Origin of the sequence: Nocardia sp. NPDC004654 (assembly GCF_040609595.1) — a bacterium.
Taxonomy (GTDB): domain Bacteria; phylum Actinomycetota; class Actinomycetes; order Mycobacteriales; family Mycobacteriaceae; genus Nocardia.
This window is the reverse complement of the sequence record NZ_JBEXKI010000006.1, coordinates 356,461-378,742: the sequence shown is the minus strand read 5'-3', so window position 1 is coordinate 378,742 and position 22,282 is coordinate 356,461. Positions and strand designations below refer to the sequence as shown.

Annotated in this window: 21 protein-coding genes; 12 read left to right on the top strand and 9 right to left on the bottom strand. The window is 69.7% G+C overall.

What is annotated here, in order from left to right; all coding sequences use genetic code 11:
• Positions 1-29: 29 nt before the first annotated feature.
• Positions 30-911 (top strand): 16S rRNA (adenine(1518)-N(6)/adenine(1519)-N(6))-dimethyltransferase RsmA, encoded by an 882-nt coding sequence (gene rsmA / locus ABZV58_RS22245; RefSeq protein WP_355002053.1) that lies wholly within the window; start codon positions 30-32, stop codon positions 909-911.
• A 194-nt stretch (positions 912-1,105) separates the two neighbouring features.
• Here rsmA and ABZV58_RS22240 read toward each other — a convergent pair whose 3' ends face one another.
• Together ABZV58_RS22240 and ABZV58_RS22235 are read right to left on the bottom strand one after the other, a co-directional pair.
• The gene (locus ABZV58_RS22240; RefSeq protein ID WP_355002052.1) at positions 1,106-1,966 is read right to left on the bottom strand and encodes a hypothetical protein; all 861 of its coding nucleotides are present in this window, start codon (positions 1,964-1,966) and stop codon (positions 1,106-1,108) included.
• Positions 1,966-2,172 (bottom strand): copper ion binding protein, encoded by a 207-nt coding sequence (locus ABZV58_RS22235; protein WP_067784434.1) that lies wholly within the window; start codon positions 2,170-2,172, stop codon positions 1,966-1,968. The genes ABZV58_RS22240 and ABZV58_RS22235 overlap by 1 nt, the downstream gene beginning before the upstream one ends.
• Before the next feature lie 209 nt (positions 2,173-2,381).
• On the opposite strand from ABZV58_RS22235, the gene ABZV58_RS22230 reads away from it, so the two are divergent.
• The gene (locus ABZV58_RS22230) at positions 2,382-3,317 is read left to right on the top strand and encodes a 4-(cytidine 5'-diphospho)-2-C-methyl-D-erythritol kinase (RefSeq protein ID WP_355002051.1); all 936 of its coding nucleotides are present in this window, start codon (positions 2,382-2,384) and stop codon (positions 3,315-3,317) included.
• Between the two features lie 95 nt (positions 3,318-3,412).
• Complete coding sequence (locus tag ABZV58_RS22225) at positions 3,413-5,203, top strand: ABC-F family ATP-binding cassette domain-containing protein (protein WP_355002050.1); 1,791 nt, start codon at positions 3,413-3,415, stop codon at positions 5,201-5,203.
• A 102-nt stretch (positions 5,204-5,305) separates the two neighbouring features.
• Here ABZV58_RS22225 and ABZV58_RS22220 read toward each other — a convergent pair whose 3' ends face one another.
• Both ABZV58_RS22220 and ABZV58_RS22215 read right to left on the bottom strand, forming a co-directional pair.
• Positions 5,306-6,226 carry an Abi-alpha family protein gene (locus ABZV58_RS22220; RefSeq protein ID WP_355002049.1) on the bottom strand — a complete coding sequence of 307 codons (921 nt, stop codon included), beginning with the start codon at positions 6,224-6,226 and terminating at the stop codon, positions 5,306-5,308.
• Positions 6,217-7,491, bottom strand: a complete 1,275-nt coding sequence (locus ABZV58_RS22215; RefSeq protein WP_355002048.1) for a hypothetical protein — start codon at positions 7,489-7,491, stop codon at positions 6,217-6,219. The genes ABZV58_RS22220 and ABZV58_RS22215 overlap by 10 nt, the downstream gene beginning before the upstream one ends.
• A gap of 405 nt (positions 7,492-7,896) precedes the next feature.
• Here ABZV58_RS22215 and ABZV58_RS22210 point away from each other — a divergent pair, with 405 nt between their 5' ends.
• From ABZV58_RS22210 to ABZV58_RS22195, 4 genes are all read left to right on the top strand, one after another.
• Positions 7,897-8,772, top strand: coding sequence for an Abi-alpha family protein (locus ABZV58_RS22210; protein ID WP_355002047.1), 876 nt, complete (start codon positions 7,897-7,899; stop codon positions 8,770-8,772).
• A gap of 273 nt (positions 8,773-9,045) precedes the next feature.
• Complete coding sequence (locus ABZV58_RS22205) at positions 9,046-9,573, top strand: nuclear transport factor 2 family protein (RefSeq protein ID WP_355002223.1); 528 nt, start codon at positions 9,046-9,048, stop codon at positions 9,571-9,573.
• An 11-nt stretch (positions 9,574-9,584) separates the two neighbouring features.
• Entirely contained in the window at positions 9,585-10,529 is a 945-nt protein-coding gene (locus ABZV58_RS22200; RefSeq protein WP_355002046.1) for a sigma-70 family RNA polymerase sigma factor, read from the top strand.
• A 107-nt stretch (positions 10,530-10,636) separates the two neighbouring features.
• The gene (locus ABZV58_RS22195) at positions 10,637-11,056 is read left to right on the top strand and encodes an SgcJ/EcaC family oxidoreductase (protein ID WP_355002045.1); all 420 of its coding nucleotides are present in this window, start codon (positions 10,637-10,639) and stop codon (positions 11,054-11,056) included.
• Positions 11,057-11,125: 69 nt separating this feature from the next.
• On the opposite strand, the gene ABZV58_RS22190 is transcribed toward ABZV58_RS22195, so the two are convergent.
• A complete protein-coding gene (locus ABZV58_RS22190) occupies positions 11,126-12,769 on the bottom strand; it encodes a peptide chain release factor 3 (protein WP_355002044.1) in 1,644 nt (547 codons plus the stop codon).
• Between the two features lie 310 nt (positions 12,770-13,079).
• Here ABZV58_RS22190 and ABZV58_RS22185 point away from each other — a divergent pair, with 310 nt between their 5' ends.
• Positions 13,080-13,676, top strand: coding sequence for a 50S ribosomal protein L25/general stress protein Ctc (locus tag ABZV58_RS22185; protein ID WP_355002043.1), 597 nt, complete (start codon positions 13,080-13,082; stop codon positions 13,674-13,676).
• A 23-nt stretch (positions 13,677-13,699) separates the two neighbouring features.
• On the top strand, positions 13,700-14,281 hold the full coding sequence (gene pth / locus ABZV58_RS22180; RefSeq protein ID WP_355002042.1) for an aminoacyl-tRNA hydrolase: 582 nt from the start codon (positions 13,700-13,702) through the stop codon (positions 14,279-14,281).
• A gap of 163 nt (positions 14,282-14,444) precedes the next feature.
• Here pth and ABZV58_RS22175 read toward each other — a convergent pair whose 3' ends face one another.
• Together ABZV58_RS22175 and ABZV58_RS22170 are read right to left on the bottom strand one after the other, a co-directional pair.
• Positions 14,445-16,091 carry a fatty acyl-AMP ligase gene (locus ABZV58_RS22175; RefSeq protein ID WP_355002041.1) on the bottom strand — a complete coding sequence of 549 codons (1,647 nt, stop codon included), beginning with the start codon at positions 16,089-16,091 and terminating at the stop codon, positions 14,445-14,447.
• 112 nt (positions 16,092-16,203) lie between these two features.
• Positions 16,204-16,914: a lysophospholipid acyltransferase family protein gene (locus ABZV58_RS22170; RefSeq protein ID WP_355002040.1), complete on the bottom strand. Its 711-nt coding sequence runs from the start codon at positions 16,912-16,914 to the stop codon at positions 16,204-16,206.
• A gap of 104 nt (positions 16,915-17,018) precedes the next feature.
• Here ABZV58_RS22170 and ABZV58_RS22165 point away from each other — a divergent pair, with 104 nt between their 5' ends.
• Positions 17,019-17,573, top strand: coding sequence for a TetR/AcrR family transcriptional regulator (locus tag ABZV58_RS22165; RefSeq protein ID WP_355002039.1), 555 nt, complete (start codon positions 17,019-17,021; stop codon positions 17,571-17,573).
• 84 nt (positions 17,574-17,657) lie between these two features.
• Positions 17,658-18,563 (top strand): hypothetical protein, encoded by a 906-nt coding sequence (locus ABZV58_RS22160; protein WP_355002038.1) that lies wholly within the window; start codon positions 17,658-17,660, stop codon positions 18,561-18,563.
• A 72-nt stretch (positions 18,564-18,635) separates the two neighbouring features.
• On the opposite strand, the gene ABZV58_RS22155 is transcribed toward ABZV58_RS22160, so the two are convergent.
• Positions 18,636-19,553 (bottom strand): ribonuclease Z, encoded by a 918-nt coding sequence (locus tag ABZV58_RS22155; protein ID WP_355002037.1) that lies wholly within the window; start codon positions 19,551-19,553, stop codon positions 18,636-18,638.
• Positions 19,553-20,731 (bottom strand): aminotransferase class V-fold PLP-dependent enzyme, encoded by a 1,179-nt coding sequence (locus ABZV58_RS22150; RefSeq protein ID WP_355002036.1) that lies wholly within the window; start codon positions 20,729-20,731, stop codon positions 19,553-19,555. Before ABZV58_RS22150 ends, ABZV58_RS22155 begins: the two co-directional genes overlap by 1 nt.
• Positions 20,732-20,970: 239 nt before the next feature.
• Here ABZV58_RS22150 and egtA point away from each other — a divergent pair, with 239 nt between their 5' ends.
• On the top strand, positions 20,971-22,281 hold the full coding sequence (egtA, locus tag ABZV58_RS22145) for an ergothioneine biosynthesis glutamate--cysteine ligase EgtA (RefSeq protein WP_355002035.1): 1,311 nt from the start codon (positions 20,971-20,973) through the stop codon (positions 22,279-22,281).
• Position 22,282: the final 1 nt, after the last annotated feature.

Here is a 22,282-nt window from a genome sequence, read left to right as displayed (position 1 = left end):
TGGGCGTGGCGGATTGGTAGGTTCTTCGCGTGTCCGATGCCGATGTTTCCGCCAGGGGGAGTGCCGCGCTGCTCGGGCCCGCCGAGGTGCGGGTCCTCGCCGAGCGGTTCGGTGTGCGGCCGACCAAGCAGCTCGGGCAGAACTTCGTCCACGACGCCAACACCGTGCGCCGGATCGTCGTGGCGGCGCGGGTCGGTCGCGCCGACACCGTGCTCGAGGTGGGACCTGGCCTCGGCTCGCTGACGCTCGCCCTGCTGGACGTGGTGGACTCGGTGATCGCGGTCGAGATCGATCCGGTGCTCGCCGAGCACCTCCCGGTGACGGTCGCCGACCGTGCGCCGGACCTGGCCGACCGGCTGCGCGTGGTGCGTGCCGACGCGCTGCGGGTCGCCGCCGCCGACCTGCCCGCCGCCCCGACGGCACTGGTCGCCAACCTGCCGTACAACGTCGCGGTGCCGGTGCTGCTCCACCTGCTCGCCGAATTGCCCAGCATCACAACCTCTTTGGTGATGGTGCAGGCGGAGGTCGCCGACCGTCTGGCCGCCGAGCCCGGCAGCCGCGTCTACGGCGTGCCCAGTGTGAAGGCCGGTTTCTTCGGCAAGGTGAGCCGCGCGGGCGCGGTCGGCACCCAGGTGTTCTGGCCGGTGCCGCGCGTGGAATCGGGGTTGGTGCGCGTGCAGCGCTTCGCCGAGCCCCCGTGGTCCATGGACGACGAACACCGCCGCCGCGTCTTCGAGGTCGTCGACGCCGCCTTCGCCCAGCGCCGGAAGACGTTGCGCGCCGCGCTGTCCGGCTGGGCGGGATCACCCGCCGAGGCCGAGCGCCGACTGACCGCGGCGGGCATCGATCCGACCGCGCGCGGGGAGACCTTGGATACCGCGACCTTCGTCCGGCTCGCCGCGCAGGGGTAGCGTCGCCGCACCAGGAGCTGGCGGCCCGTTGCACCAGGGCATGCGCCGACTCCGCTCGCGCACGGAACTTTGGACACCGCGGCCTCGCTCGCCCCGCCGGGCTAGCGGCCGCCGTCACGCACAGGTCGTCCGACTGCACCGTCATGGCGCACGCCGAGTCGGTTCGTGTAGCTCGGTTCGGCCAGCGTGCGGCACTAGCGGTGATGGCCGCCCGAATGGTCCGGCTGGGAAACCGGCACGAACTCGCGGGTGAACTCGGCCGTGTGCACCGAACCGCCGTGGGCGAACTCGAAATACAACCGGTAGGCCCCCGGCATCGGCGGCTCGGCGTGGAACGACACCTCCGGTCCCGGATTCGTTCGGCCGACCTCGCCCTGTGGGTGCGCGTGCAGATAGGCGAGCGATGGTGAGTGCAGGCCGACCAGGTGGGCGTAGGCGCCGAGGTACGGCTCGAGATCGGTGACGGGGCGGCCGTCGCGGGTCACGGTGAAACGCAGGTCGTCGGAATCGCCCTGCAAGCGGACCTGGTAACCGTCCACCGACGCGGTCTCGGCGACGGACGGCAGCGGCCGGGCGGTCACGTCTCCGGCGACCGTGACGGTGCCGCTCAGCACCAGGTCGTCCGATCCGTCGCCCGGCGCGAAGTCGGCGAACACTCGATAGGTACCGGGCGCGGCCCAGGTCCAGTCGACGGACCAGGTGCCGTCGGCCGCCATCGTCGGGTGCGCGTGCCGGTACTCGGCCGTGTCCGTGCGGGCGACGACGAGATGCAACGGCTTCTCGTGCCGGACGGCGAACCGGGTGACCGGCGCGCCGTCCGGACCGGTGATGCGAAAGCGCAGGGGACCGGCGCGGTTCGGCGAGGTGGGCGCGCTCAGGTCGGCCAGGGCGTAGCCGGACTCGGAGTCCGACAACCCGGTCGACCGGTATTGTGCGGTGTCGAGGACCCGGGTCTGCCCGCCCGGATCGCCCACCAGGGCGCCGATGCCGAGCGCGGCTCCGAGCAGCACGACGAGCCCGCCACCGAACGCGGCGAACCGCAGCCGATCCCGCATCAGACAGCTACCTCGTACCCCGCCTCGTCGACGGCGGCGACGACGTCGGCCTCGGCGAGCGGCGCAGCGCTGTCCACCCGAACGGCGCCGGTCGCCAGGTCGACGTCGACGCTGGTGACACCGTCGATCTTGCCGATCTCCGTCTTCACCGAGCTGACGCAGTGCCCGCAGGTCATTCCCTTGACGGTGTAAGTGGTGGTAGCCATCTCCAACTCCTTCGGTCGCTGCGATCGTACGGTGCCGGGGTATCCGACGAATGTGAACATACCCCCCATGGGTATATGGACGCAAGTGGCCAACGGCGCGGCGCCGTGGTAACCGCACGCAGCGCTGTTGTGACCGAACGGATCACAGCGGGTGAATGGCGGATATCGAGCCCCGCGGTTGTCGGACCCACCCACTAGGCTTGAACACCGTGTTGTCAGTTGTGCCCAGTCCCGTCACCGTGCGCGCGCCGTCGAAGGTGAATCTGCACCTCGGCGTCGGCGACCTGCGCGCGGACGGGTACCACGACCTGACCACGGTCTTCCAGGCGCTCTCACTCAGCGACGACATCGAGCTGGCGCCCTCGGCCGCGCTCACCGTCCGGGTGACCGGCGAGGGCGCGGCCGAGGTGCCCACCGATCGCAACAACTTGGTGTGGAAGGCCGCCGTGCGCCTCGCGCATCTCGCGGGCCGGGCGCCGCTGGTGGAAATCACCATCAGCAAGGGCATTCCGGTCGCGGGCGGCATGGCGGGCGGCAGCGCGGACGCGGCCGCCGCGCTGGTCGGCCTGAACGAGCTCTGGGACATCGGCCTGTCCCGCGACGAATTGGCCTCGGTCGCAGCGGAACTCGGCAGCGACGTCCCTTTCGCGCTGCACGGCGGCACCGCGCTCGGCACCGGTCGCGGCGAACGGCTACTTCCTGTGTTGTCCCGCAATACGTTTCACTGGGTGCTCGCGCTCGCCAAGGGCGGGCTTTCGACGCCCTCGGTCTTCGCCGAGCTGGACCGGCTCCGCGAGCACGGCGACCCGCCGCGGCTCGGCGAGCCCCAGCGGCTGATGCAGGCGCTGGCCTCCGGCGACCCGCATCAGCTCGCCCCGCTGCTCGGCAACGACCTACAGGCGGCCGCGGTCTCGCTGAAGCCGGAGCTGCGGCGAACCTTGCGCGCGGGAGTCGGCGCGGGCGCGCTGGCCGGGTTGGTGTCCGGCTCCGGGCCCACCTGCGCGTTCCTCTGCGAGAGCGAAGACGCGGCCGTCGCGGTCGCCGCTGAGCTGGCGGGGGCGGGCGTCGCCCGCAGTGTTCGCACGGCGAGCGGACCGGTGCCCGGCGCGCGCATCCTCGACACCGACACCTCGGGCAAGCGCTGATCGCATCGCCGCCGACGCGCGCGCGGGCGCGCGACGCCGGGTGAGTAGGCTCGTACGGTCGGTAAATCACCCGGAGAGGCGGGCTAGCAGCGTCCATGTCCAACCTGATCAACCTCGAGCAGGTCTCCAAGAGCTTCGGGATCAAGCCCCTCCTGGACAACGTCTCGCTCGGCGTGCACGCGGGCGAACGCATCGGTGTCGTCGGTCTGAACGGCGGCGGCAAGACCACGTTGCTCGAGGTGCTCACCGGCATCGAGGAGCCCGACAGCGGCCGGGTCAGCAGGCTCGGCGGGTTGCGCCTCGCCGTGGTGACCCAGCGCGGCACGCTGCCCGAGGGCGCGACCATCGGCGAAGTGGTGCTCGCCGGTCTGGCCGACGACCAGATGACCGACGGCGTCGCCGAACACGAATGGGCGGCGAACCCGCGGATCCGCTCCGTCCTGGACGGCATCGGCATCCAGGGCCTCGGCATGGACACCCCGGTGACGAACCTGTCCGGCGGTGAGCGCCGCCGCGTCGCGCTGGCCGCGGCGCTGGTGCGCGAACTCGACCTGCTCGTCCTCGACGAGCCGACCAACCACCTCGACGTCGAGGGCGTGCAGTGGCTGGCCGAGCACCTGCTGAGCCGCCGCTCCGCCCTGGTCGTCGTCACCCACGACCGCTGGTTCCTCGACACCGTCGCCACCAACACCTGGGAGGTCGTCGGCGGCAAGGTCGAAAGCTACGAGGGTGGTTACGGCGACTGGATTTTCGCGCGCGCGGAACGGGCGCGGCAGGCCGACGCCAGCGAGGCGCGGCGCCGCAATCTGGCCCGCAAGGAACTGGCCTGGCTGCGGCGCGGCCCGCAGGCGCGCACGTCCAAGCCGCGCTACCGGGTGGAGGCCGCCGAGGCGCTGATCGCCGACGTGCCGCCGCCGCGCGACAGCGTGTCGCTGGCCGCGTTCGCCAGGAAACGGCTGGGACGGGTCGTCATCGAGCTGGAGGACACCACCCTCACCACGCCGGACAACCGCGAACTCGTGCGCGATCTGACCTGGCGCCTCGCGCCGGGCGAGCGGGTCGGCCTGGTCGGCGTCAACGGATCGGGCAAGACCACCCTGCTGCGCGCGCTGGCCGGTGACGTCGAGCCCGCGGCGGGCAAGCGCGTCCAGGGCCAGACGGTGCAGATCGGCTGGCTGCGCCAGGAACTCGACGACCTGCCGACCGAAATGCGCGTGCTCGAAGCGGTGCAGCAGGTCGCGCAGCGAATCATGCTGGGCGACAAGGAGATATCCGCCGGGCAGCTGGCCGAGCGGCTCGGTTTCACCCCGGCCCGCCAGCGCACCCCGGTCGGCGATCTCTCCGGCGGCGAGCGGCGCAGGCTGCAACTCACTCGCATCCTGATGTCCGAGCCCAACGTCCTGTTGCTCGACGAGCCGACCAACGACCTGGACATCGACACCCTGCAACAGCTCGAGGACCTGCTGGACAACTGGGCGGGCACCCTGGTGGTCATCAGCCACGACCGCTACCTGATCGAACGCATCTGCGACTCCACCTGGGCGCTGTTCGGCGACGGAAAACTCACCAACCTGCCGGGCGGCATCGAGGAATACCTGAAGAAGCGAGCCGCGCTGAGCGCACCCGCGCCTGCCCGCGCGTCCGCCGACAAGCCCGCCGCCGCGGCCACCGATTCCGCGGCCTACCGTGCGGCGCGCAAGGAACTCGCCAAGCTCGAGCGGGCCATCGACAAGCTCACCGAGCGCGAGGAGCGCCTGCACGCCGCCCTCGCCGACGCGGCCACCGAACCGGACAAGCTCGTCACCCTCGGCGCCGAACTCAAGCAAGTCCTCGCCGACAAGGAAACCGCCGAGGAGCGCTGGCTCGAACTCGCCGAAGGCGTCTGACCGCCGCGGCTGTCCCACACACCGTTCGCGCGCCTCACATAGTCGATGCCTATGTGAGGCGTGTGCGAGATGTGTGGCACCTGGGCCGCGCGGCGGGGGTGGTCAGCTGGATTCGGCGCGGCCTTCGGTGACCACCGGCAGGCAGGTCTGGACGAAGTCCGCGCCGAAGGTGGTGAGCACGATGCTGCGGTAGTGCACCTTGGTGCCGAACCCGGAGCGCTTCAGCAACTCTCGCACCGGCGACTGCGCTTCGAGCAACTGGTAGCGGTTCGGGTTGTCGACCGGTTCCTTGGCGAATTCGATCAGCCCGAGCCTGCGCAGGTTGGTCAGGTATTGCGGCACCCGGTTCGGGAAACGCAGCCCCGCCTGGTCGCCGATCAGCGTGAGACCGGACAGGTAGCGCTCCGCGCCGAGCGCCCTCGGCCGTCCGACGCGGATGTCGATCGACGGCTGCGGGCCGTCCACGTGCAGGAAGCGCAGGATGCGCGCCTCGTCGGGCGTCAGCTCGGCGAGCATTCCGGCGAACGCCGGGTGGATCTCGGACGCTTCGGCGTGCATGCTCGCCGAGAGGCGTAGTAGCGCGGCGCCCTGTTCGCGCAGCGTGGGCACGGCCGGGTCGGTGCGTTCGGGTGTCGCGGGAGGCAGACCGAGGGCCCGGCGCACCGCGTCGCGGACCTCGGCTTCGGCCTCGGCGAGCACCTCGCGCGGCGGTACACCGGCGATGCTGCCCTTGACCACGGTTCCGGTGACGCCGAGCGCGGTGTCCACGGTCCATGCCGTGACCTCGGACGCGGCCGTGAACGCGACCTTGGCCACCCCGCCCGCCGCTCGCACGGTCTGGCGCGGGGTCGGCACGCGGCGCCGGGCGGGCTTCTCGGCCACGGGTTCGATATCGGATAGCGGCCACCGGGCGAGTTCCGTCGACGGCGCGACGGACTCGGAATGCTCGGTGGCCTGGATATCGTCGCCGACCGCGTCGGCGTCCGATCCCGCGTTGTTCTCGCCCGAGCCCGTCATACCCATGTCGTCGCCACTCCCGTTCCGAAGATCAGAATGTGAGCGTATCCGGCCAAGAGGCCCAGCGCGCCGCCATGGACGAAAAGCAACCATTCATCCTGTTTGATGGCCGAGCGCAGCATTTCCACGAAGTCCGGAGGCTGCAGAGCGGACATCTGTTTGGCGATGTAATCGTTGATCTGTTTGCCCTGCTGGAGGTTGAAGTCCGGATCGGCGAACGCGATCGGCGCGATGGACATCGCCTCGGTGGTCAGCGTCGCCTGCAACGAGTCGTACTCGCGGCTGCCGAGCATGAATTTCACCGCGGGCCGCGCCGGGCCGAGCGCCCGGTCGGCGGCGGGTCGCAGGGTGTCCTCCAGCATCTGCATGGTGCGATCCGAACGCGGACCGTTGAGCAGTTCGTCGCCGATGTTGGCCACCGTCATCACCTGGCTCGACACGAGTTCGGCGTAGCCGTCGGTGATCTCGGACTGGCGCTTGATCAACAAACCCTGCCGCCACGGGCACCACCACTTCGGGTAGGCCGGGGCGAAGATCATGTTGATGCCGATCCAGTTGACCACCCACCCGATGATCACACCGCCGATCGGCAGCACCACCCAGGTCGACCACCCGGTGACGTGCAGGACGAGCACGAGCAGCGCACCCATCGGCGCGCCGAAGTAGAAACCGAAGTTCTGCATGAACCGAAGCTCTTTGGCGCCGAGCACCTGGAACAGCGTGTTGAGCAGATGCGGCCGGGCCTGGAAGTAACGGATCACCATCTGCTTCACGTCGATCAACTGATCGATGTTCGCGCCGAGTTCCTGGGTCAGTTCGCGCAGGATGTCGGGCAGCTGCTGACGCACCCGCGCGTGCACCATGTCGCGCACCTGACTGGGCAGGTTGTACCAGAGCTGCGGGTGCTCGCGGCGCAGGATCTCCTCGACGATGTCGGTGATCTGCGCGTCGGCGATGCTGGCCAAATGTTCGGCGAGCTTGTCGGGTTCGAGCTCGCGATAGAAATCGGAGACGCTACCGAGCTTGGCGAGCCCTTTGTCGACGGCGATGCTGGCCATTTTGTCGGCGCGTGAGGGGACGATGCCCTGCCAGCCCATCCTGCCGTCGTAGCTCAGCAGCGGGAGGACCTGGATTCGCTTGGGCAGGAAAGGATAGAGCGCCCGGAGGCCGGGTACTCGGACGCCGTGAAAGGCGATGGGCTGGAACAGCATGAGCACGCCGGTCCAGTTGGTGATATAGCCGATCACTCCTGTGAAAAGCGGAATGGTCAAAAGCTCGAGGAGGATCGTGGGGTGAACTCCGAAAACACTCTCTAACAACGACACCCTCCTGCCGAAAAACCGGTGATCGCCGCCTCACCGGCACCCCAAACTAGCACCCTGTCGGCAGCTGGACCCTATTGTGAGACGCGACGCCGCGTCCACCGGAGGACGCGGTAGTGTCTGAGACATCAGTCACAGTACGTGCCTCGAATGCCGCATTGTCTCGGTCGGGGCGAGAGAATGGCGTCCGCCACATCCGTTTCGCGGAATGAAACATGCTGGGGTGCTGGCGATCGGGTCCAACGGTTGGGTCGGCAGGGACGCGCGAACGGTCGGGGTTCGCTATACCTGAAAGCCCATCGGGCAATAATCTGTGGGCGGATTCGTTCACTTGGCGACACTTCGGAGTAGGACGTGGCAGACGAAAGAACCGGACAGGACGTGGCCCGGGCCGGTTCCCGCGCGGTAGAGCGCAGCTCGGATGTCGAACAGCGGCAGATCAGCAACGAGGCGAGGCTGATCCGCGGTGTGTTCCGAGCCGCCGGGCTGGCGGCGGGCACCGCCGTGCGCGGTGGCCAGTGGGCGGTGAACACCTCGTACGAGGTCACCAAGGAGATCGCCCAGGCCGCGCTGGACGGCGAGTCCTCGGCCGAGATCGCCGAGCGGACCGGCAACGCGCTGCGTTCGATCGCGCGCAGCGCCCTCGGCGTGACCGAGGGTTCGGTGCGCGAAATCGTCAGTTACGTACCGACTCCCACGAACGGCCCGCAGCAGGCCATCGCGGTGGGTTCGTACCTGCGCTCGGCGACCACCGAGGAACTGCGCCGCCGCGGTGACGCGCTGCTCGCGCGTTCGGCCGACGTCTACTTCACCGAGGACGTGCACCCGGCCTACGACCGGATCCTCGACGAACTGGCTCCCGACGAGGCGCGCATCCTGCGCTTCATGTCGCTGAACGGGCCGCAGCCCGCGGTGGACGTGCGTACCAACCGTCCGCTCGGCATCGGCTCCGAACTCGTCCAGGGCGACCTGACCTCGGTGCCGGAGCAGGCCGGCGTGCGCTATCCGGACCGGGCGCGGTCGTACCTGATCAACCTCAACCGGCTCGGCCTGACGCTGACCTCCGACGATCCGGTGGTGCTCAGCCGCTACATGGTGCTCGAGGTGCAGCCGGTGGTCGAGGCCGCGCTGAAGAAGGCCGGTCGCGCGCCGAAAATCGTGCGCAAGAGTCTGCGGCTCACCGAATTCGGCGAGGATTTCTGCCGCACCTGCTTTACGATCGGTAGTTGATCTTCCCGGGCGGCACGCCCGCCCGTTGATAGCAATCTGATACAGATCTCCCAAACCGTGAAGCTCGGCGGCTTCGGATGGGATTGTTGAGGTATGGATCAGGGAAGCGGCGAGCAGGGGCGCGGCGACTCGACCGTCGACGCGGCCGAGGAGACCGCGGAGCGCACGGAGCAGACCGCCGAGCGCGCCGATCCGGGCAACGGCGCGCAAGCGGAGGAGGGTGACCTCCTGGATCCGCGGCGCGTCATCCGGCCGCCCGCCGATCGGCCGGGCATGGACGACGTCGCGGCCATCAGCCGCCTGAAGTTCCGCTACCTGCGCGCGCTGGACACGAAGTCCTGGGAAGAATTCGCCGACACCATGATTCCCGAGGCCACCGCGACCTACAGCGAATACCTCCAGTTCGAATCGCGGGACGCCTTCCTCGCCTTCATGCGCAACACGCTCGGCCCGCACGTCATCACCGAGCACCGCTGCGACCATCCCGAGGTCGACGTGGACGGCGACACCGCAACGGGCACTTGGTATCTCGCCGACACGGTGCTGATCCCCGCGCACAACATGCTGCTGCGCGGCGCGGCCTTCTACACCGACCGCTACGTGCGCTGCGACGACGGCCACTGGCGGATCGCGCACACGGGCTACGAGCGCACCTACGAGGTGGTGGTCTCGCTGAGCGACCTGCCGAGCCTGCGCCTGACCTCGAGCCGCTGGGGTCTGATCGCCAGGGAAGACGGCATCGCGCCGGTGGAGCGTGATCCGGGCAGCGGGCCGCCGCCGCGGGAACCCGAAGAAGAATGACGGCGGGTTCCGTGCGGACGGCCGAAGCGGAGTTCGAACGGCTGGTCGCCCCGCTGCGCGCGGAGCTGCGCGTGCACTGCTACCGCATGCTCGGTTCGGTGCACGACGCCGACGACGCGGTGCAGGAGTCGCTGGTGCGAGCCTGGCGCAACCTCGACAAGCTGACCGACCCCGCCGGGCTGCGGCCTTGGCTCTACCGAATCGCCACCAACCGCTGCCTGACTCTGCTCGAGACTCGTCGCCGCCGCGAACTGCCGGTGGACCTGAGCCCCGGCGCGCCGCTGACCGATATCGCCTGGCTGGAGCCCTATCCCGATGCCGATGTGCGCGGCAGGGCGCCCGAGGCCAGATACGAGGCGCGCGAGGCGGTGGAGCTGGCGTTCGTCGCCGCACTGCAATATCTGCCCGGGCTCCAGCGGGCCGCGCTGGTGCTGCGCGACGTGCTCGGTTTCTCCGCCCGCGAGACCGCCGAACTGCTGGAGATCAGCGTGGCTTCGGCCAACAGCGCGTTGCAGCGCGCGCGGGCCGGGGTCGAGGCGCGGCTGCCCGCGCAGTCTCAGCAGCGCGCGCTGCACACCATGGCCGACCACGAGATCCGCGACTTGGCGGTGCGATACGCCGCCGCGTGGGAGTCGGGCGACGTGACGGCGATCGTCGCGTTGCTCAGCGCGGACGCGAAGTACTCCATGCCGCCGCTGCCCGAGTGGTACGCCGGGCAGGCCGCCATTCGCGGGTTCCTGCTCGACGGTCCGCTGCGGTACCGCTGGCGTTTTGTGCTCGCCTCCGCCAACGGCCAGCTCGCGTTCGGCACCTATCTCTGGGAGGAGCAGCGCGCGGTGTTCGCGGCGATGGCGCTGGACGTGGTCGCGGTGCGCGAGGGCCGGATCGCGGAGGTGGTCTCGTTCCTCGAGCCCGAACTCTTTCCGTCTTTCGGCCTGCCGGTCGAACTGCCTTGAACTTTCGCGCGCACCGATGAGTTCGGCGCGGCGCCCGGGTTGTACGGACGACGGGATGGACCCGCACGCCGCCGCACCCGGCGGCCGTACCGAAGGGAATGCCGACCATGAACGACGAAGCGCGGATTCGCGAGCTGATCGAACGATGGGCCGCCGCCGTGCGCGCGGGCGATCTCGCCGGAGTGCTCGCCGACCACGCCGACGACATCGTCATGTACGACGTGCCCCCGCCGAACGACGGCGTGCGCGGCATCGACGCTTATCGGGAGACCTGGCCGCCGTTCTTCCGGTGGCTCGCCGAGGGCGCGGTGTTCGAGATCGTGTCGCTGGACGTCACCGCGGGCAGCGACGTGGCGTTCGCGTACGCGCTGTTGCGCTGTGGCAAGCCCGAGGAGTTCCGCGTCGACCCGGCCAACCGGTTACGGCTGACCATCGGCCTGCGCGAGTCCGGCGGCCGCTGGCAGGTCACCCACGAACACCATTCGTTCCCGCTGCCGATCGGCGCGCCGGCCGCCGCCGGAGCGTAAATCCTTGCGCCGCACCGGGATCGCTACGCGAGCAGGTCTGGGCGGTTCCACTTGAAGCGGGCGCCGCCGTCAGTTGTCGGCGGCGGCGACCAGCGGTTCCAGCGTCAGCTTCGGGTGTTCCTTCTCGATGTACTGCAACCGCCACTTGTCGCTGAACAGGGCGAGCAGCGCGCCGTCGCTGCGGGTGAACACCTCGACGCCGCGCTGACGGCCGAGTTCCTCCGCCGAGGCGGCGTCGGTGCGCCTGGCCAGCGAGTAGCCGAGGTGCTCCATGTTCGTCTCGACGTTGAACTCCGCGAGCATGCGCGCGGTGACCACCTCGAACTGCATCGGGCCGACGGCCGCGAGCACGGGGGCGGCGTCACCGCGGATGTCGTTGCGCAGCACCTGCACCACGCCCTCGGAATCGAGCTGGTCGATGGCCTTGCGGAACTGCTTGTACTTGCCAGCGGTCCGTGCGCGCAGCACCGCGAAGTGCTCCGGCGCGAAGGACGGGATCGGCGGGAACTCCACCTTCTTGTCCACGAACAGGGTGTGGCCGGGCGCCAGCGCGGTCGCGTTCACCAGGCCGACCACGTCGCCGGGGTAGGCGGTGTCGACGGTGGCGCGCTCACGACCGAACACGGTCAGCGCGTACTTGGTGGCGAACGGTCGCCCGGTCTGCGCGTGCGTCACGACCATGCCGCGCTCGAACTCGCCCGACACGATCCGCATGAACGCCAGCCGGTCCCGGTGCGCGGTGTCCATGCCCGCCTGCACCTTGAACACCACGGCGCTGAACGGGTCGGTGGTGGCGCGCGGCGTGCCGTCGACGGCCTTGCGCGATCCGGGCGCGGGAGCCAGCGCCACCAGCGTCTCCAGCAGCTGGCGCACGCCGAAGTTCAGCATCGCGGAGGCGTAGATGACCGGCGAGGTCTGCCCGGCGAGGAACAGCTCCTGATCGTGGTCCTGTCCGGTGGCGGAGAGCAGTTCGCTCTCCTCGACCGCCGTCGTCCACGCCTCGCCCTCGCGGACCTCGGCCGACTCCGGGGTGATCGAGTCCTCCGGCGCGATCGTCGCGCCGCCCGCGGTGCGGGTGAAGTGGATGTATTCGAGCGCCGCGCCGTCGGCGCCGCGGCGCAGCAGACCACGGAAGTCACCGGCGATGCCGACCGGAAGGAACAGCGGCGTGGGGGTGAGGCCGATGCGCTCCTCGATCTCGTCGAGCAGCTCGAGCGGCGCGCGGCCGGGCCGGTCCCACTTGTTGATCACGGTGATCACCGGGATGCCGCGGTGGCGGCAGACCTGGAACAACTTCAGCGTCTGCGGCTCGAGGCCCTTGGCGGCGTCGATGAGCATCACGGCCGCGTCCACCGCCGTGAGCACCCGGTAGGTGTCCTCGGAGAAGTCGGAGTGGCCGGGGGTGTCGACCAGGTTGATGACGCTGTCGACATCGGAGCCCGCGGCGCGGTAGTTGAACTGCAACGCGGTGGAGCTGACCGAGATGCCGCGCGCCTTCTCCATCTCCATCCAGTCGGAGACCGTCGACTTGCGGCCCGCCTTGCCGTGGATCGCGCCCGCCTCGGAAATCATCCTGGCGTGCAGCGCCAGCGCCTCGGTGAGCGTCGATTTGCCCGCGTCCGGGTGGGAGATCACGGCGAAAGTGCGGCGCCGGGCGACCTCGGCGGGCAGTCCGCGCGGGGTGGGCGCGACGACGTCCTCAGGGGCGGTCAACGTGAGCAACCTTTCGCAGGCTCGGCGAATAGACAACCGGTCCAGATTACGCGACCAGGGTTGCGACCCGCCGAACCGCGTCTGACCACCCGATTCATCTGCCGCACGTGAGCTGGGGTATGGTGTTCGGGTTGTCTCGGCGAGGGTGTCCGCAGACGTTTTTGCGACACCGTGATCGACGCGGCGCGGCTTCCGGCCGTCCTCGTTCGGTCTTCGCCCCGACGAGTAGACCAGAACCCCAGCCCAGGGCGCCACCCTCCCTGGCGGGCACCTTTGACAGCCCGGAAGAGCCGTAGGAGTAGATCCAGTCATGTCCGACGTCAACCTTCTCGAAGCCGCCGTACGCACCGAGTTCGGCAAGGGAGCCGCGCGTCGCACCCGTCGTGCGGGCAACGTCCCCGCCGTGCTGTACGGCCACCAGGCCGACCCGCAGCACCTCGCCCTCAACGCCCAGGCCTTCGCCGCCATCCTGCGCGAGCACGGCACCAACGCGGTGCTGAACCTCGTCATCGACGGCAAGCAGCAGCTGGCGCTGACCAAATCCGTTGTGGTGCACCCGATTCGCCGCTACATCGAGCACGCCGACCTGCTCATCGTCAAGCGTGGCGAGAAGGTCACCGCCGACGTCGCCGTGACCGTCACCGGTGACGCCGCCGCGGGCACCCTGGTCACCCAGGAAGCCACCACCATCTCCATCGAGGCCGAGGCGCTGAACCTGCCCGAGGCCATCGAGGTCTCCGTCGAGGGCGTCGAGGCTGGCACCCAGATCACCGCGGGCGAGATCCAGCTGCCCTCCGGTGTCGCCCTGGCCGCCGACGCCGAGACATTGGTCGTCAACGTGATCGCCGCGCCCGCCGCCGAGCCGGAGGCCGGCGAGGGCGAAGCCGAGGCCGAGAGCGCCGAGTAAGGACGCCCGGAACCGGTTCGTAGATGACCGAATCCACGACCGGGCCCGCGCTCGTCATCGGACTTGGCAATCCGGGTCCGGAGTACGAGCGCACCCGGCACAATGTCGGTTTCCTGGTCGCCGACGTGCTCGCCGAGCGCGTCGGCGGCCGTTTCGCCGTGCACAAGAAGTCCGGAGCCGACCTGCTGCAGGCCCGCCTCGACGGTCGCCAGGTCCTGATCGCCAAGCCGCGGTCCTACATGAATCTCTCCGGCAGGCCGGTGGCCGCGCTCGCCAGGTTCTTCTCGGTCCCGCCCACCGAGGTGATCGTCGTGCACGACGAACTGGATCTGCCCTTCGGCGCGGTCAAGCTCAAGCGCGGCGGCGGGGAGGGTGGTCACAACGGCCTCCGATCCATCTCCAGCGCGCTGACCACCAAGGATTACGTGCGCACCCGAATCGGCATCGGGCGGCCGCCCGGCAGGCAGGACCCGGCCGATTTCGTGCTCAAGCCGTTCTCGGCGCCCGAGCGCAAGGAAGTGCCGGTGATCGTCGAGCAGGCCGCCGACGCGGTCGAGCTGTTGCTGCGCGTCGGGCTGGAGACGGCGCAGAACCAATTGCACTGAGGCACAGGGCTTTCCTGGTCGCTGCCCGCGATCGTGCGGAACCGCCGTGCCACACCGCGTGCAGCTGAGTGGCGTGCCGGGCTCGGTGCGGCGCACGGTGCTGATTCGGAAGATCCGCGGCGTCGACCTCCGCCCGAGGCACGAGAGGGTGTCTCTGGCGCGTTCAGTGCAAATGAATCGCCGTGGCGGAGCGGCGCAGTTTGCCCGACGAGGTCTTCGGCAGGGCGCCGGGGCCGAGTACGGCCACAGTGCGCGGGCGGACGCCGACCTCGGAGAAGACCGCGTGCACGATGTCGTGCTCGATGCGCTTGACCTCGGCCGGATTCTGGTGGTCGTTGGATTCGACGACCACGGCGAAACTCTCGCGCTTCTGTCCCGCGTCCAGCCGGACCGCGACCGCATTGCCGGGGCGCACGCCAGGCACCCGCATGGCGGCGCGCTCGATGTCGGTCGGGAAGATATTGCGCCCGCCCATGATGATGACGTCCTTCTTGCGGCCGCAGACCACCACCAGGCCGTCTTCGGTGAAGTAACCGATATCGCCGGTGTCGAGCCAGCCGTCCGCGTCCTGGGCCGGACGGAAGCCGTCGACCGTCACGTATCCGGAAGTCACCGCGGGACCACGCAATTCGATGACGCCGACCGAGCGGGTCGGCAGCGGTTGGCGTTCGCCGTCCACCACCCGGCCCTCCAGGTGATCGACCAGGTAGCCGAGGGTCGGCAGGCGGCGCACGTTGGCGTGGCCGATGTGCTGCTCCGGCACCGGAACCGCCTTGCCGAGCGCCTCCAGCAGATCGGCGTCGATGACGTCGAGCACTTGGCCGAGGCCGGGGTCCGGGACGGAAACGGCCAGCGTCGTCTCGGCCATGCCGTACACCGGGGTGAGCGCCATCGGGTTGAGCCCGAAGCGCTTTCCGGCCTCGGCCAGCGTGTCCATGGTGTCGGGGTCCACCGGTTCGGCCCCGTTCCACATGTACCGGACGCTGCTCAGGTCGAGCGCGCCGTCCTCGGCCTGCCGCAGCCTGCGGGCCAGCAAGGAATACGCGAAATTCGGTGCGGCGGTGACGGTTCCGCGGTACTTGTCGATCAGCTCGGCCCACAGCAGCGGCCGCGTCAGGAAGTCGAGCGGCGTCACGCACACCACCTCGGCGCCGAATTGCATGGGGACGCTGAGGAATCCGACCATGCCCATGTCGTGGAACAGCGGCAGCCAGCTGATCATCACATCGTTGTCGAGCTGGAACTTCACCCGATCGAACATCGCGTAGGCGTTGACGTAGAAGTTGCCGTGCGTGATCCGCACCGCCTTCGGCGATCCGGTGGAGCCGGAGGTCAATTGCTGAAGGGCCACATCGGATTCGGTGGTCGTCACCGGTTCGATCTCGGGGCCCTCCGCCAACTGGTCGATCCGCACGACGGTGATGCCGCGCTCACGCAGCAGCGGTTCCGCCGCCTCGAACGGCGCGCCGAGCACCACCGCGCGCGCCTCGATCATGCCGAGCACGGTCTCGGTGTCGCGGGCCCACACCGCGAGGTCGGTCCGCGGAGTCGGCTGGTGCAGCATGGTGATGGACGCGCCGCGCATCCAGATCGCCTGGCACGCCGGTGCGATGTCGACCGGCATGCCCGCGAGCACGCCCACCGCGTCGCCGTAATCGATGCCCGCCTCCGCGAGTCCGCCCGCCATCCGGCGCGCGATTCGATGGACCTCGCTCCAGGTCTGCCGCAGCGGAGCGCCCGGCTCCCCGGTCACCAGGCCGCGTCCGGAGGACCTCCCCGTCGCGTACATCTCATCGGTGAACCTGCTCATTTGTCGATCTCCTCGTCACAGCTCGACCGAGCATCCGGCCTCCTCCCACTATCCCGCCGAATCGCCGCGACGTTAACCCCTGGGCTCCTGCCGGATCGTCGGTACAGACCGATCAGTGGTGGTCGCGAGACCTCAAGTCCGCTCGTGCGGACGACCGGCGCGCGGTCGTGCCGTGGAACGTGGCCGCATAGGAGTCGACGTACTGCCGACCGGATCGCCGCGCCAGCTCCCGCATCAGCGCGTCGGTCTCGGTGCGCGCGTCCGCCCGCGCCTCGGCGGGCGGGTAGTAGCGCGGCGCGCCGAAGTGGACGCGCACCTTGGCGAATCGCCACATCCGGCTGCCCCGCGGATTGACCCGGTCGGTCCCGGACAACACCACGGGGACCACCGGGGCGCCGGTCGCGATGGCGACCCGCAGCGCGCCGGTGCGCCCGCGATAGACCCGGCCGTCCGGCGATCGGGTGCCCTCCGGGTGGATTGCCCAGACGCCGCCCGCCTCCAGGATTCGGGTCGCGGCCGCCAAGGCGTCAGCGGCCGCGGTGCCGCCGGTCCGGTCGACCGGCACTTGGCCCGCGGCGGAGAAGAACCACCGGTTGAAGCGCCCCTTCCACCCGGTGCCCGTGAAGTACTCCTGCTTGGCCAGGAAGGTGACCCGGCGCGGCAGGACGAGCGCCAGGTACAGCGAGTCGATGACGGCCAGGTGGTTGGCGGCGATGATCACCGGCCCGCTGCGCGGCACGTGCTCCAGGCCGACCACCTCGGGTCGGCCGATGATCCGCAGCAGCGGACCGAGCAGGACGTGCTTGAACAGGCGATACCACACGGGGAACCTTCCGTCGACAAACGTGTAGACAATGTCTACCGGAGTGCGTAGACATTGTCTACCCTGCGTTCGTCGGCCGACCGATCGGCGTGCACAATGTCTGCGTGACCGGGAACGAACCCCTGAGCGAACGACTGATCGCCGTCGGCGTCGAACTGCTGGAACAGGAAGGTCCGGATCGGCTCGGGCTGCGCGCGATCACTCGCGCCGCGGGCGTCTCGCACGGCGCGCCGCGTCGGCATTTCCCCACCCACAGGGCGCTGCTCGCGGCCATCGCGGCGCGCGGCTTCGCCGATCTCGCCGCGCGCTTCGCCGCGACCGACGACGCCGGCGCCCCGTCCCGAGATCGCCTGCGCCGCATGGCCATCGGCTATGTCGACTTCGCGGCCACCCGCCCGCAGATGTTCACCCTCATGTTCCGCCACGACCTGCTCGAGGGCTCCGGCGCCAACCTCCGCGCCACCACCCTCCCGCTCTTCGGCCGCTTCGCCGACCTCGTCAGCCAGGCAAGCCCCACGGCCCCCGACCGCCCCCTCCTCCTCTGGACCGCCCTACACGGCCTCGCCACCCTCCGCGCCAACCAGAGCCTCACCCTCATCGCCCCCACCGCCGACGACCCGACCCTCGTCGACCAAATCCTCCAAATATACCTTCCTTGAACAACTTTCACCTCCGCGGCGAGTCGTCGCACGGCACGCCGACGGGATCTGGTTCTGTCGGTCGACGTCGGTACTGTGCCGCGCATGCCATCGCAGCAGCATGAGCTGATCATCGATATGTTCCGGAGCCGACCGGACATGATCCCGCCGTTGCTGGCAGCGCTCGGCTGGCAGCTGCCCGAGTTCGACAAAATCGAGAACCTGTCCGGTGACCTGCCGATTCTGGCACCGACCGAGTACCACGCGGATTCGGTGGCGGTGCTGCACGCCGCCGAGGGGCCGGTGCTGGCGGTGGTCGTGGAGGTCCAACTACGCCCAGATCCGGACAAGCGATGGTCGTGGCCGGTGTACGTCGCCGCGTTGCGGGCGCGGTGGAAGTGCCCGACTGTCCTGCTGGTGCTGTGCCCCGATAAGCGGACCGCGCGTTGGGCGGCGAAGCCGATCGATTTCGGGTACGGCCACCCGTACGCCCGGCTGGTGCCGCTGGTGCTCGATCCGTCCGCCGTTCCGGTGGTCACCGACCTAGAAACCGCCAATACTCTGCCGGAACTCGCGGTGCTGTCGGCTGCGTCGCACCACACGCACCCGGACAACGCAAAGGTGTTCGCGGCCGCTCTGGCGGCGCTCGACACCTTCGAGGAGGACCGGGCCGACCTGTACTATGACTTCATCCTGACGAGGCTGCCTCGAGCCGCCCGATCCGTTTGGGAGACGCTGATGACCTCCACGCTCCGCAATTACGAGTACCAGAGTGACTTCGCCCGCCGGTATTTCGCGCAGGGCAAGAAGAGGGGCGAAGCGGAAGGCCACAAGAAGGGCGAAGCGGAGGGTGAAGTTCGCGCCCTGCTCACGGTGCTGGATGCGCGTGGCATCCCCGTTTCCGACGAGGCCCGCGATCGGATTACGGCGTGCACCGATACCGACGTCCTGGCCGAGTGGGTGCGGCGCGCGGTAACCGTTGCTTCGGCTGAGGAACTCTTCGCGGAGTAGCCCCCCAGATTTATCCCGGCGATGCTGGCTGCCCCGGGCGGTGGTCGCGGACACCGACGATCTGTTCGTGGATCAGCGGCGCGGGGGGAAGGGGATGCGGGCGAGGTCTTCGGCGATGAAAAGCTCGCCGGTGAAATACTTCTCGGCTTCGGCGCGGTGGCCGTCGAGGGTGCGGTAGCGCTGGGAGAAATGGGTGAGGACGAGGGTGTGGGCGCCGGCTTCGGCGGCGACGCGGGCGGCTTGGCCCGCGGTGAGGTGGCCGTATTCGTCGGCGAGGTGGGCGTCGGCGTCGAGGAAGGTCGCCTCGATCACCAGAACGTCCACGCCGGAAGCCAATTGGTGCACGCCCGCGCACAGGCGGGTGTCCATGACGAAGGCGAAACTCTGCCCTGGCCGTGGTTCGCTGACTTCGTCGACCGTGACGGTCACGCCGTCGACGACGAGTGAACCCTCCCGTTGCAGCCGACCGACATCAGGTCCGCGCACGCCGCGGGCACGCAGCCGTTCCGGCAGCATCCGATGCCCGGAAGGCTCGGTCAGCCGGTAGCCGAACGCCTCGACCGGATGCGACAGCGGCACCGCTTCGATCCCGAACGGCGCGTCGGGCGCGGGCAACGCACCGGGCCCCGCGATCGGCCGCGCCCGCAGCTCGACGGTCCGGTAGAACGCCGTCGCATTGCACAACCGCTCGAAATACACCTCGCCGGACGCGGGGTAGTACACGTCCACGGGGTGCGCGACCCGATCGAGATTGATCCGCTGCACGATGCCGGGCAGCCCGAGGCAGTGATCGCCGTGGAAGTGCGTGACCGCGATGCGCGTGATGTCGCCCGCCGCCAGCCCGGCGAACGCCATCTGCCGCTGGGTCCCCTCGCCGGGATCGAACAGCACACCCTCCGCACCCCAGCGCAGCAGATAACCGTTGTGATTGCGGTGTTTGGTCGGCACCTGACTGGCGGTGCCGAGGACGACGAGCTCGCGCTGCGACATCAGAGGGCGGCGACGGCGGCCACGAACCGATCGAGTTCCTCGAAGGAGACGAAGCAATGCGGCGACGCGCGCACCACCGAGTCCAGCCCGCGCGCGGTCATGTCCAGCAGGGTGGAACTGGCGTGACTGACCGTCACCGTGATGTTCTGGGCCGCGAGCCGGTCGCGCACCTCGGCGGGGGACACGCCGTCGACCGTGAACGAGACGATGCCGCTGTGCCGAACGCCATTGTCGCGCACGGTGACTCCGTCGATCTCGGGCAGCGCCTTGCGCAGGTACTCCGCCCGCGCGCCGATCGCCGCGTAGACATCCTCCGGCCCGAGGTCGAGCAGGTATCGAACGGCCGCGCCGAGCCCGAGCCGAGCGGCCACGTCGCACTCCCAGAACTCGAAGCGGCTGGCGTCCGGCGCGAGCCGGTACTCCTCGGGACCGGTCCACTCCGCGCTGTGCAGGTCCAGTCGCTGCGGTTCCATCGTGGCGGCCAATTCCGGTCGCACATAGAGGAATCCGGTGCCGCGCGGCCCGCGCAGCCACTTGCGCCCGGTGACCGAGAGCGCGTCGACGCCGAGCTCGGCCACGTCGATCGGGATCTGGCCCGCCGACTGGCAGGCGTCGAGCAACACCAGCGCTCCCACCGAGTGCGCGATTCTGGTCGCCTCGGCGGCTGGATTCACCAGCCCGCCGTTGGTCGGCGCGTGCAACACCGACACCAGCTCGACCCGTTCGTCGACCATCTCGGCCATCGCGTCCAGATCGAGCTGTCCGCTGCCGTCGTTGGGGATCTGCTCGACCGTGGCGCCGACCGCGCGGGCCCGCTGGATCGCCGCGATGGCGTTGCTGGCGTAGTCCGAACCCGAGATGAGCACGCGGTCGCCCGGTCCGAGCGGGACGGAATAGAAGAAGTCGGCCCAGGAGCGCGTCGCGCTGTCGCTGAGGGCGATGGCGCTCGGGTCGGCGTTGATCAGCGCGCCGATCGCGGTCTTGACCGCGGCGAGGTCGTCGAGGCGTTCGTTGGCGGCGCGGTAGCCGCCGATCTCGGCCTCCCTGCGCAGGTGGTCGACGACGGTGTCCAGAACGATCTCGGGCGGGAGCGAGGAACCCGCGCTGTCGAGGAAGACCAGCCCGGAATCGGACCGGCAGCCCGGTGTGTCTTCGCGTACCCGCGTCTCGTCCAGCATGCCGACGACATTATCGGTACCGAAGTCCCCGCGCAGGCGCTCGGCAGCGCCCCAGGTCGGACCGTCTGTTCGACCGCTGGACGGATATTTGTCGGTATCCGTGGCTACCCTGGTTTGAACGGAACCACGGTGAGAGCGCGTTCGGATCGGTGTTCGGGCGCGGAGACAGCGACACGAACAACGATCATGGTGTTCGGACGGATGTCCGGCCCCGCGCACGAACTCAGGTGGAGGTTGGCATGGCGATCACGCTCGAACATCCGGAATCGGCCAGGCAAGCCATCGAGCCCGGCGAGCTGTCCTCGCGCGCGGTCGCCGAGGCCTACGTCGGCGGCGTCTGCTTCAAGCTGGGGCCACCGACGCTGATCGGCGCCGAGCTCGAGTGGCTCACCGTGCAGGGTGAGTGTTCGGCGTCCGGGTCCGCCGCGGCCCCCCGCCCGCAGCTGTCTGCCTTCGCAGCCGCGCTCGGACCGCACGCACCGCGATCCATCGCCCCCGATTCTCCGGCGCTTCCGTTGCCAGGGGGCAGCCGGGTCACCCTCGAACCCGGCGGTCAAATCGAACTCTCCAGCGCACCGTATGCCACCGCCGCCGAGCTGTGCGAGCGTCTGATCGGCGACGCCCGCCTGCTGCGCGAGCTGCTCGAAACCCGGTGCATCCGAACACTTTCCCTCTCCGCCGATGCCGACCGCCGCCCGAAGCGGGTGTTGCAGTTGCCCCGCTACCGCGCCATGGAGCAGTCCTTCGGCGGAATCGGCCCCTTCGGCAAGCTGATGATGTGCAATACCGCGGCCACCCAGGTCAGCGTCGACGCGGGCGCCGACCGCGCCGAGGTCACCGCCAGGTGGACCGCGTTGTACGCCATGGGTCCGGCCCTGGTCGCCGCCTTCGCCTGTTCGCCCGCGCTCCGCGGCGCGCCCGAAGGCGCGTGGGCCTCCCAGCGGATGCGCGCCTGGCTGCGCCTCGACAACGCAAGGACCCGCCCGCCGGTGCAGGAATGGTCCGACCCGGTGACCGCCTACGCCCGCTGGGCGCTGGACGTGCCGCTGCTGTGCGTCCGAAGACCCGACGCGCCCTCGGACGGCAATGGCGCCGGGTGGACGGCCCCGCCGGGCGCGACCTTCGCCGACTGGCTGTCCGGCGCGCTGGACGACGAGATCGGCCGCCGCCCCGACACCGCCGACCTCGACTACCACCTGACGACCTTGTTCCCGCAGGTCCGAGCCTCGGGCCACCTGGAGGTCCGCTATCTGGACGCGCAGCCGGGCGACACCTGGACGGTCCCGGTCCACGCGTTCGACGCGCTGCTGTCCGCGCCCGCCGTGGTCGCCGAGGCGACCGCGCTCGCCGCGCCCGTCGCGGGCCGGTGGTTGCAGGCGGCCCGCTACGGCCTCGTGGACACGGAGATCAGGAAGGCCGCCGTCGACCTGCTCGACCTCGCCGCCGCGCACGCCCGCACGCCGTCGGCGGCCCGCGAACTGGACGACGCTTCGCAACGATGTCGCGGCGGCCGCACTCCAGCCGACACCCGGGTGGAGGCCGCGTCGTGAC

Coding starts and splice junctions, on each gene's coding strand:
- ABZV58_RS22235 (WP_067784434.1), bottom strand. CDS start 2,172: ATGGCTACCACCACTTACACCGTCAAGGGAATGACCTGCGGGCACTGC.
- ABZV58_RS22225 (WP_355002050.1), top strand. CDS start 3,413: ATGTCCAACCTGATCAACCTCGAGCAGGTCTCCAAGAGCTTCGGGATC.
- ABZV58_RS22155 (WP_355002037.1), bottom strand. CDS start 19,553: ATGTCGCAGCGCGAGCTCGTCGTCCTCGGCACCGCCAGTCAGGTGCCG.
- ABZV58_RS22195 (WP_355002045.1), top strand. CDS start 10,637: ATGAACGACGAAGCGCGGATTCGCGAGCTGATCGAACGATGGGCCGCC.
- ABZV58_RS22205 (WP_355002223.1), top strand. CDS start 9,046: ATGGACGACGTCGCGGCCATCAGCCGCCTGAAGTTCCGCTACCTGCGC.
- ABZV58_RS22220 (WP_355002049.1), bottom strand. CDS start 6,226: ATGGGTATGACGGGCTCGGGCGAGAACAACGCGGGATCGGACGCCGAC.
- egtA (WP_355002035.1), top strand. CDS start 20,971: ATGGCGATCACGCTCGAACATCCGGAATCGGCCAGGCAAGCCATCGAG.
- ABZV58_RS22185 (WP_355002043.1), top strand. CDS start 13,080: ATGTCCGACGTCAACCTTCTCGAAGCCGCCGTACGCACCGAGTTCGGC.
- ABZV58_RS22240 (WP_355002052.1), bottom strand. CDS start 1,966: ATGCGGGATCGGCTGCGGTTCGCCGCGTTCGGTGGCGGGCTCGTCGTG.
- ABZV58_RS22160 (WP_355002038.1), top strand. CDS start 17,658: ATGCCATCGCAGCAGCATGAGCTGATCATCGATATGTTCCGGAGCCGA.
- ABZV58_RS22150 (WP_355002036.1), bottom strand. CDS start 20,731: ATGCTGGACGAGACGCGGGTACGCGAAGACACACCGGGCTGCCGGTCC.
- pth (WP_355002042.1), top strand. CDS start 13,700: ATGACCGAATCCACGACCGGGCCCGCGCTCGTCATCGGACTTGGCAAT.
- ABZV58_RS22175 (WP_355002041.1), bottom strand. CDS start 16,091: ATGAGCAGGTTCACCGATGAGATGTACGCGACGGGGAGGTCCTCCGGA.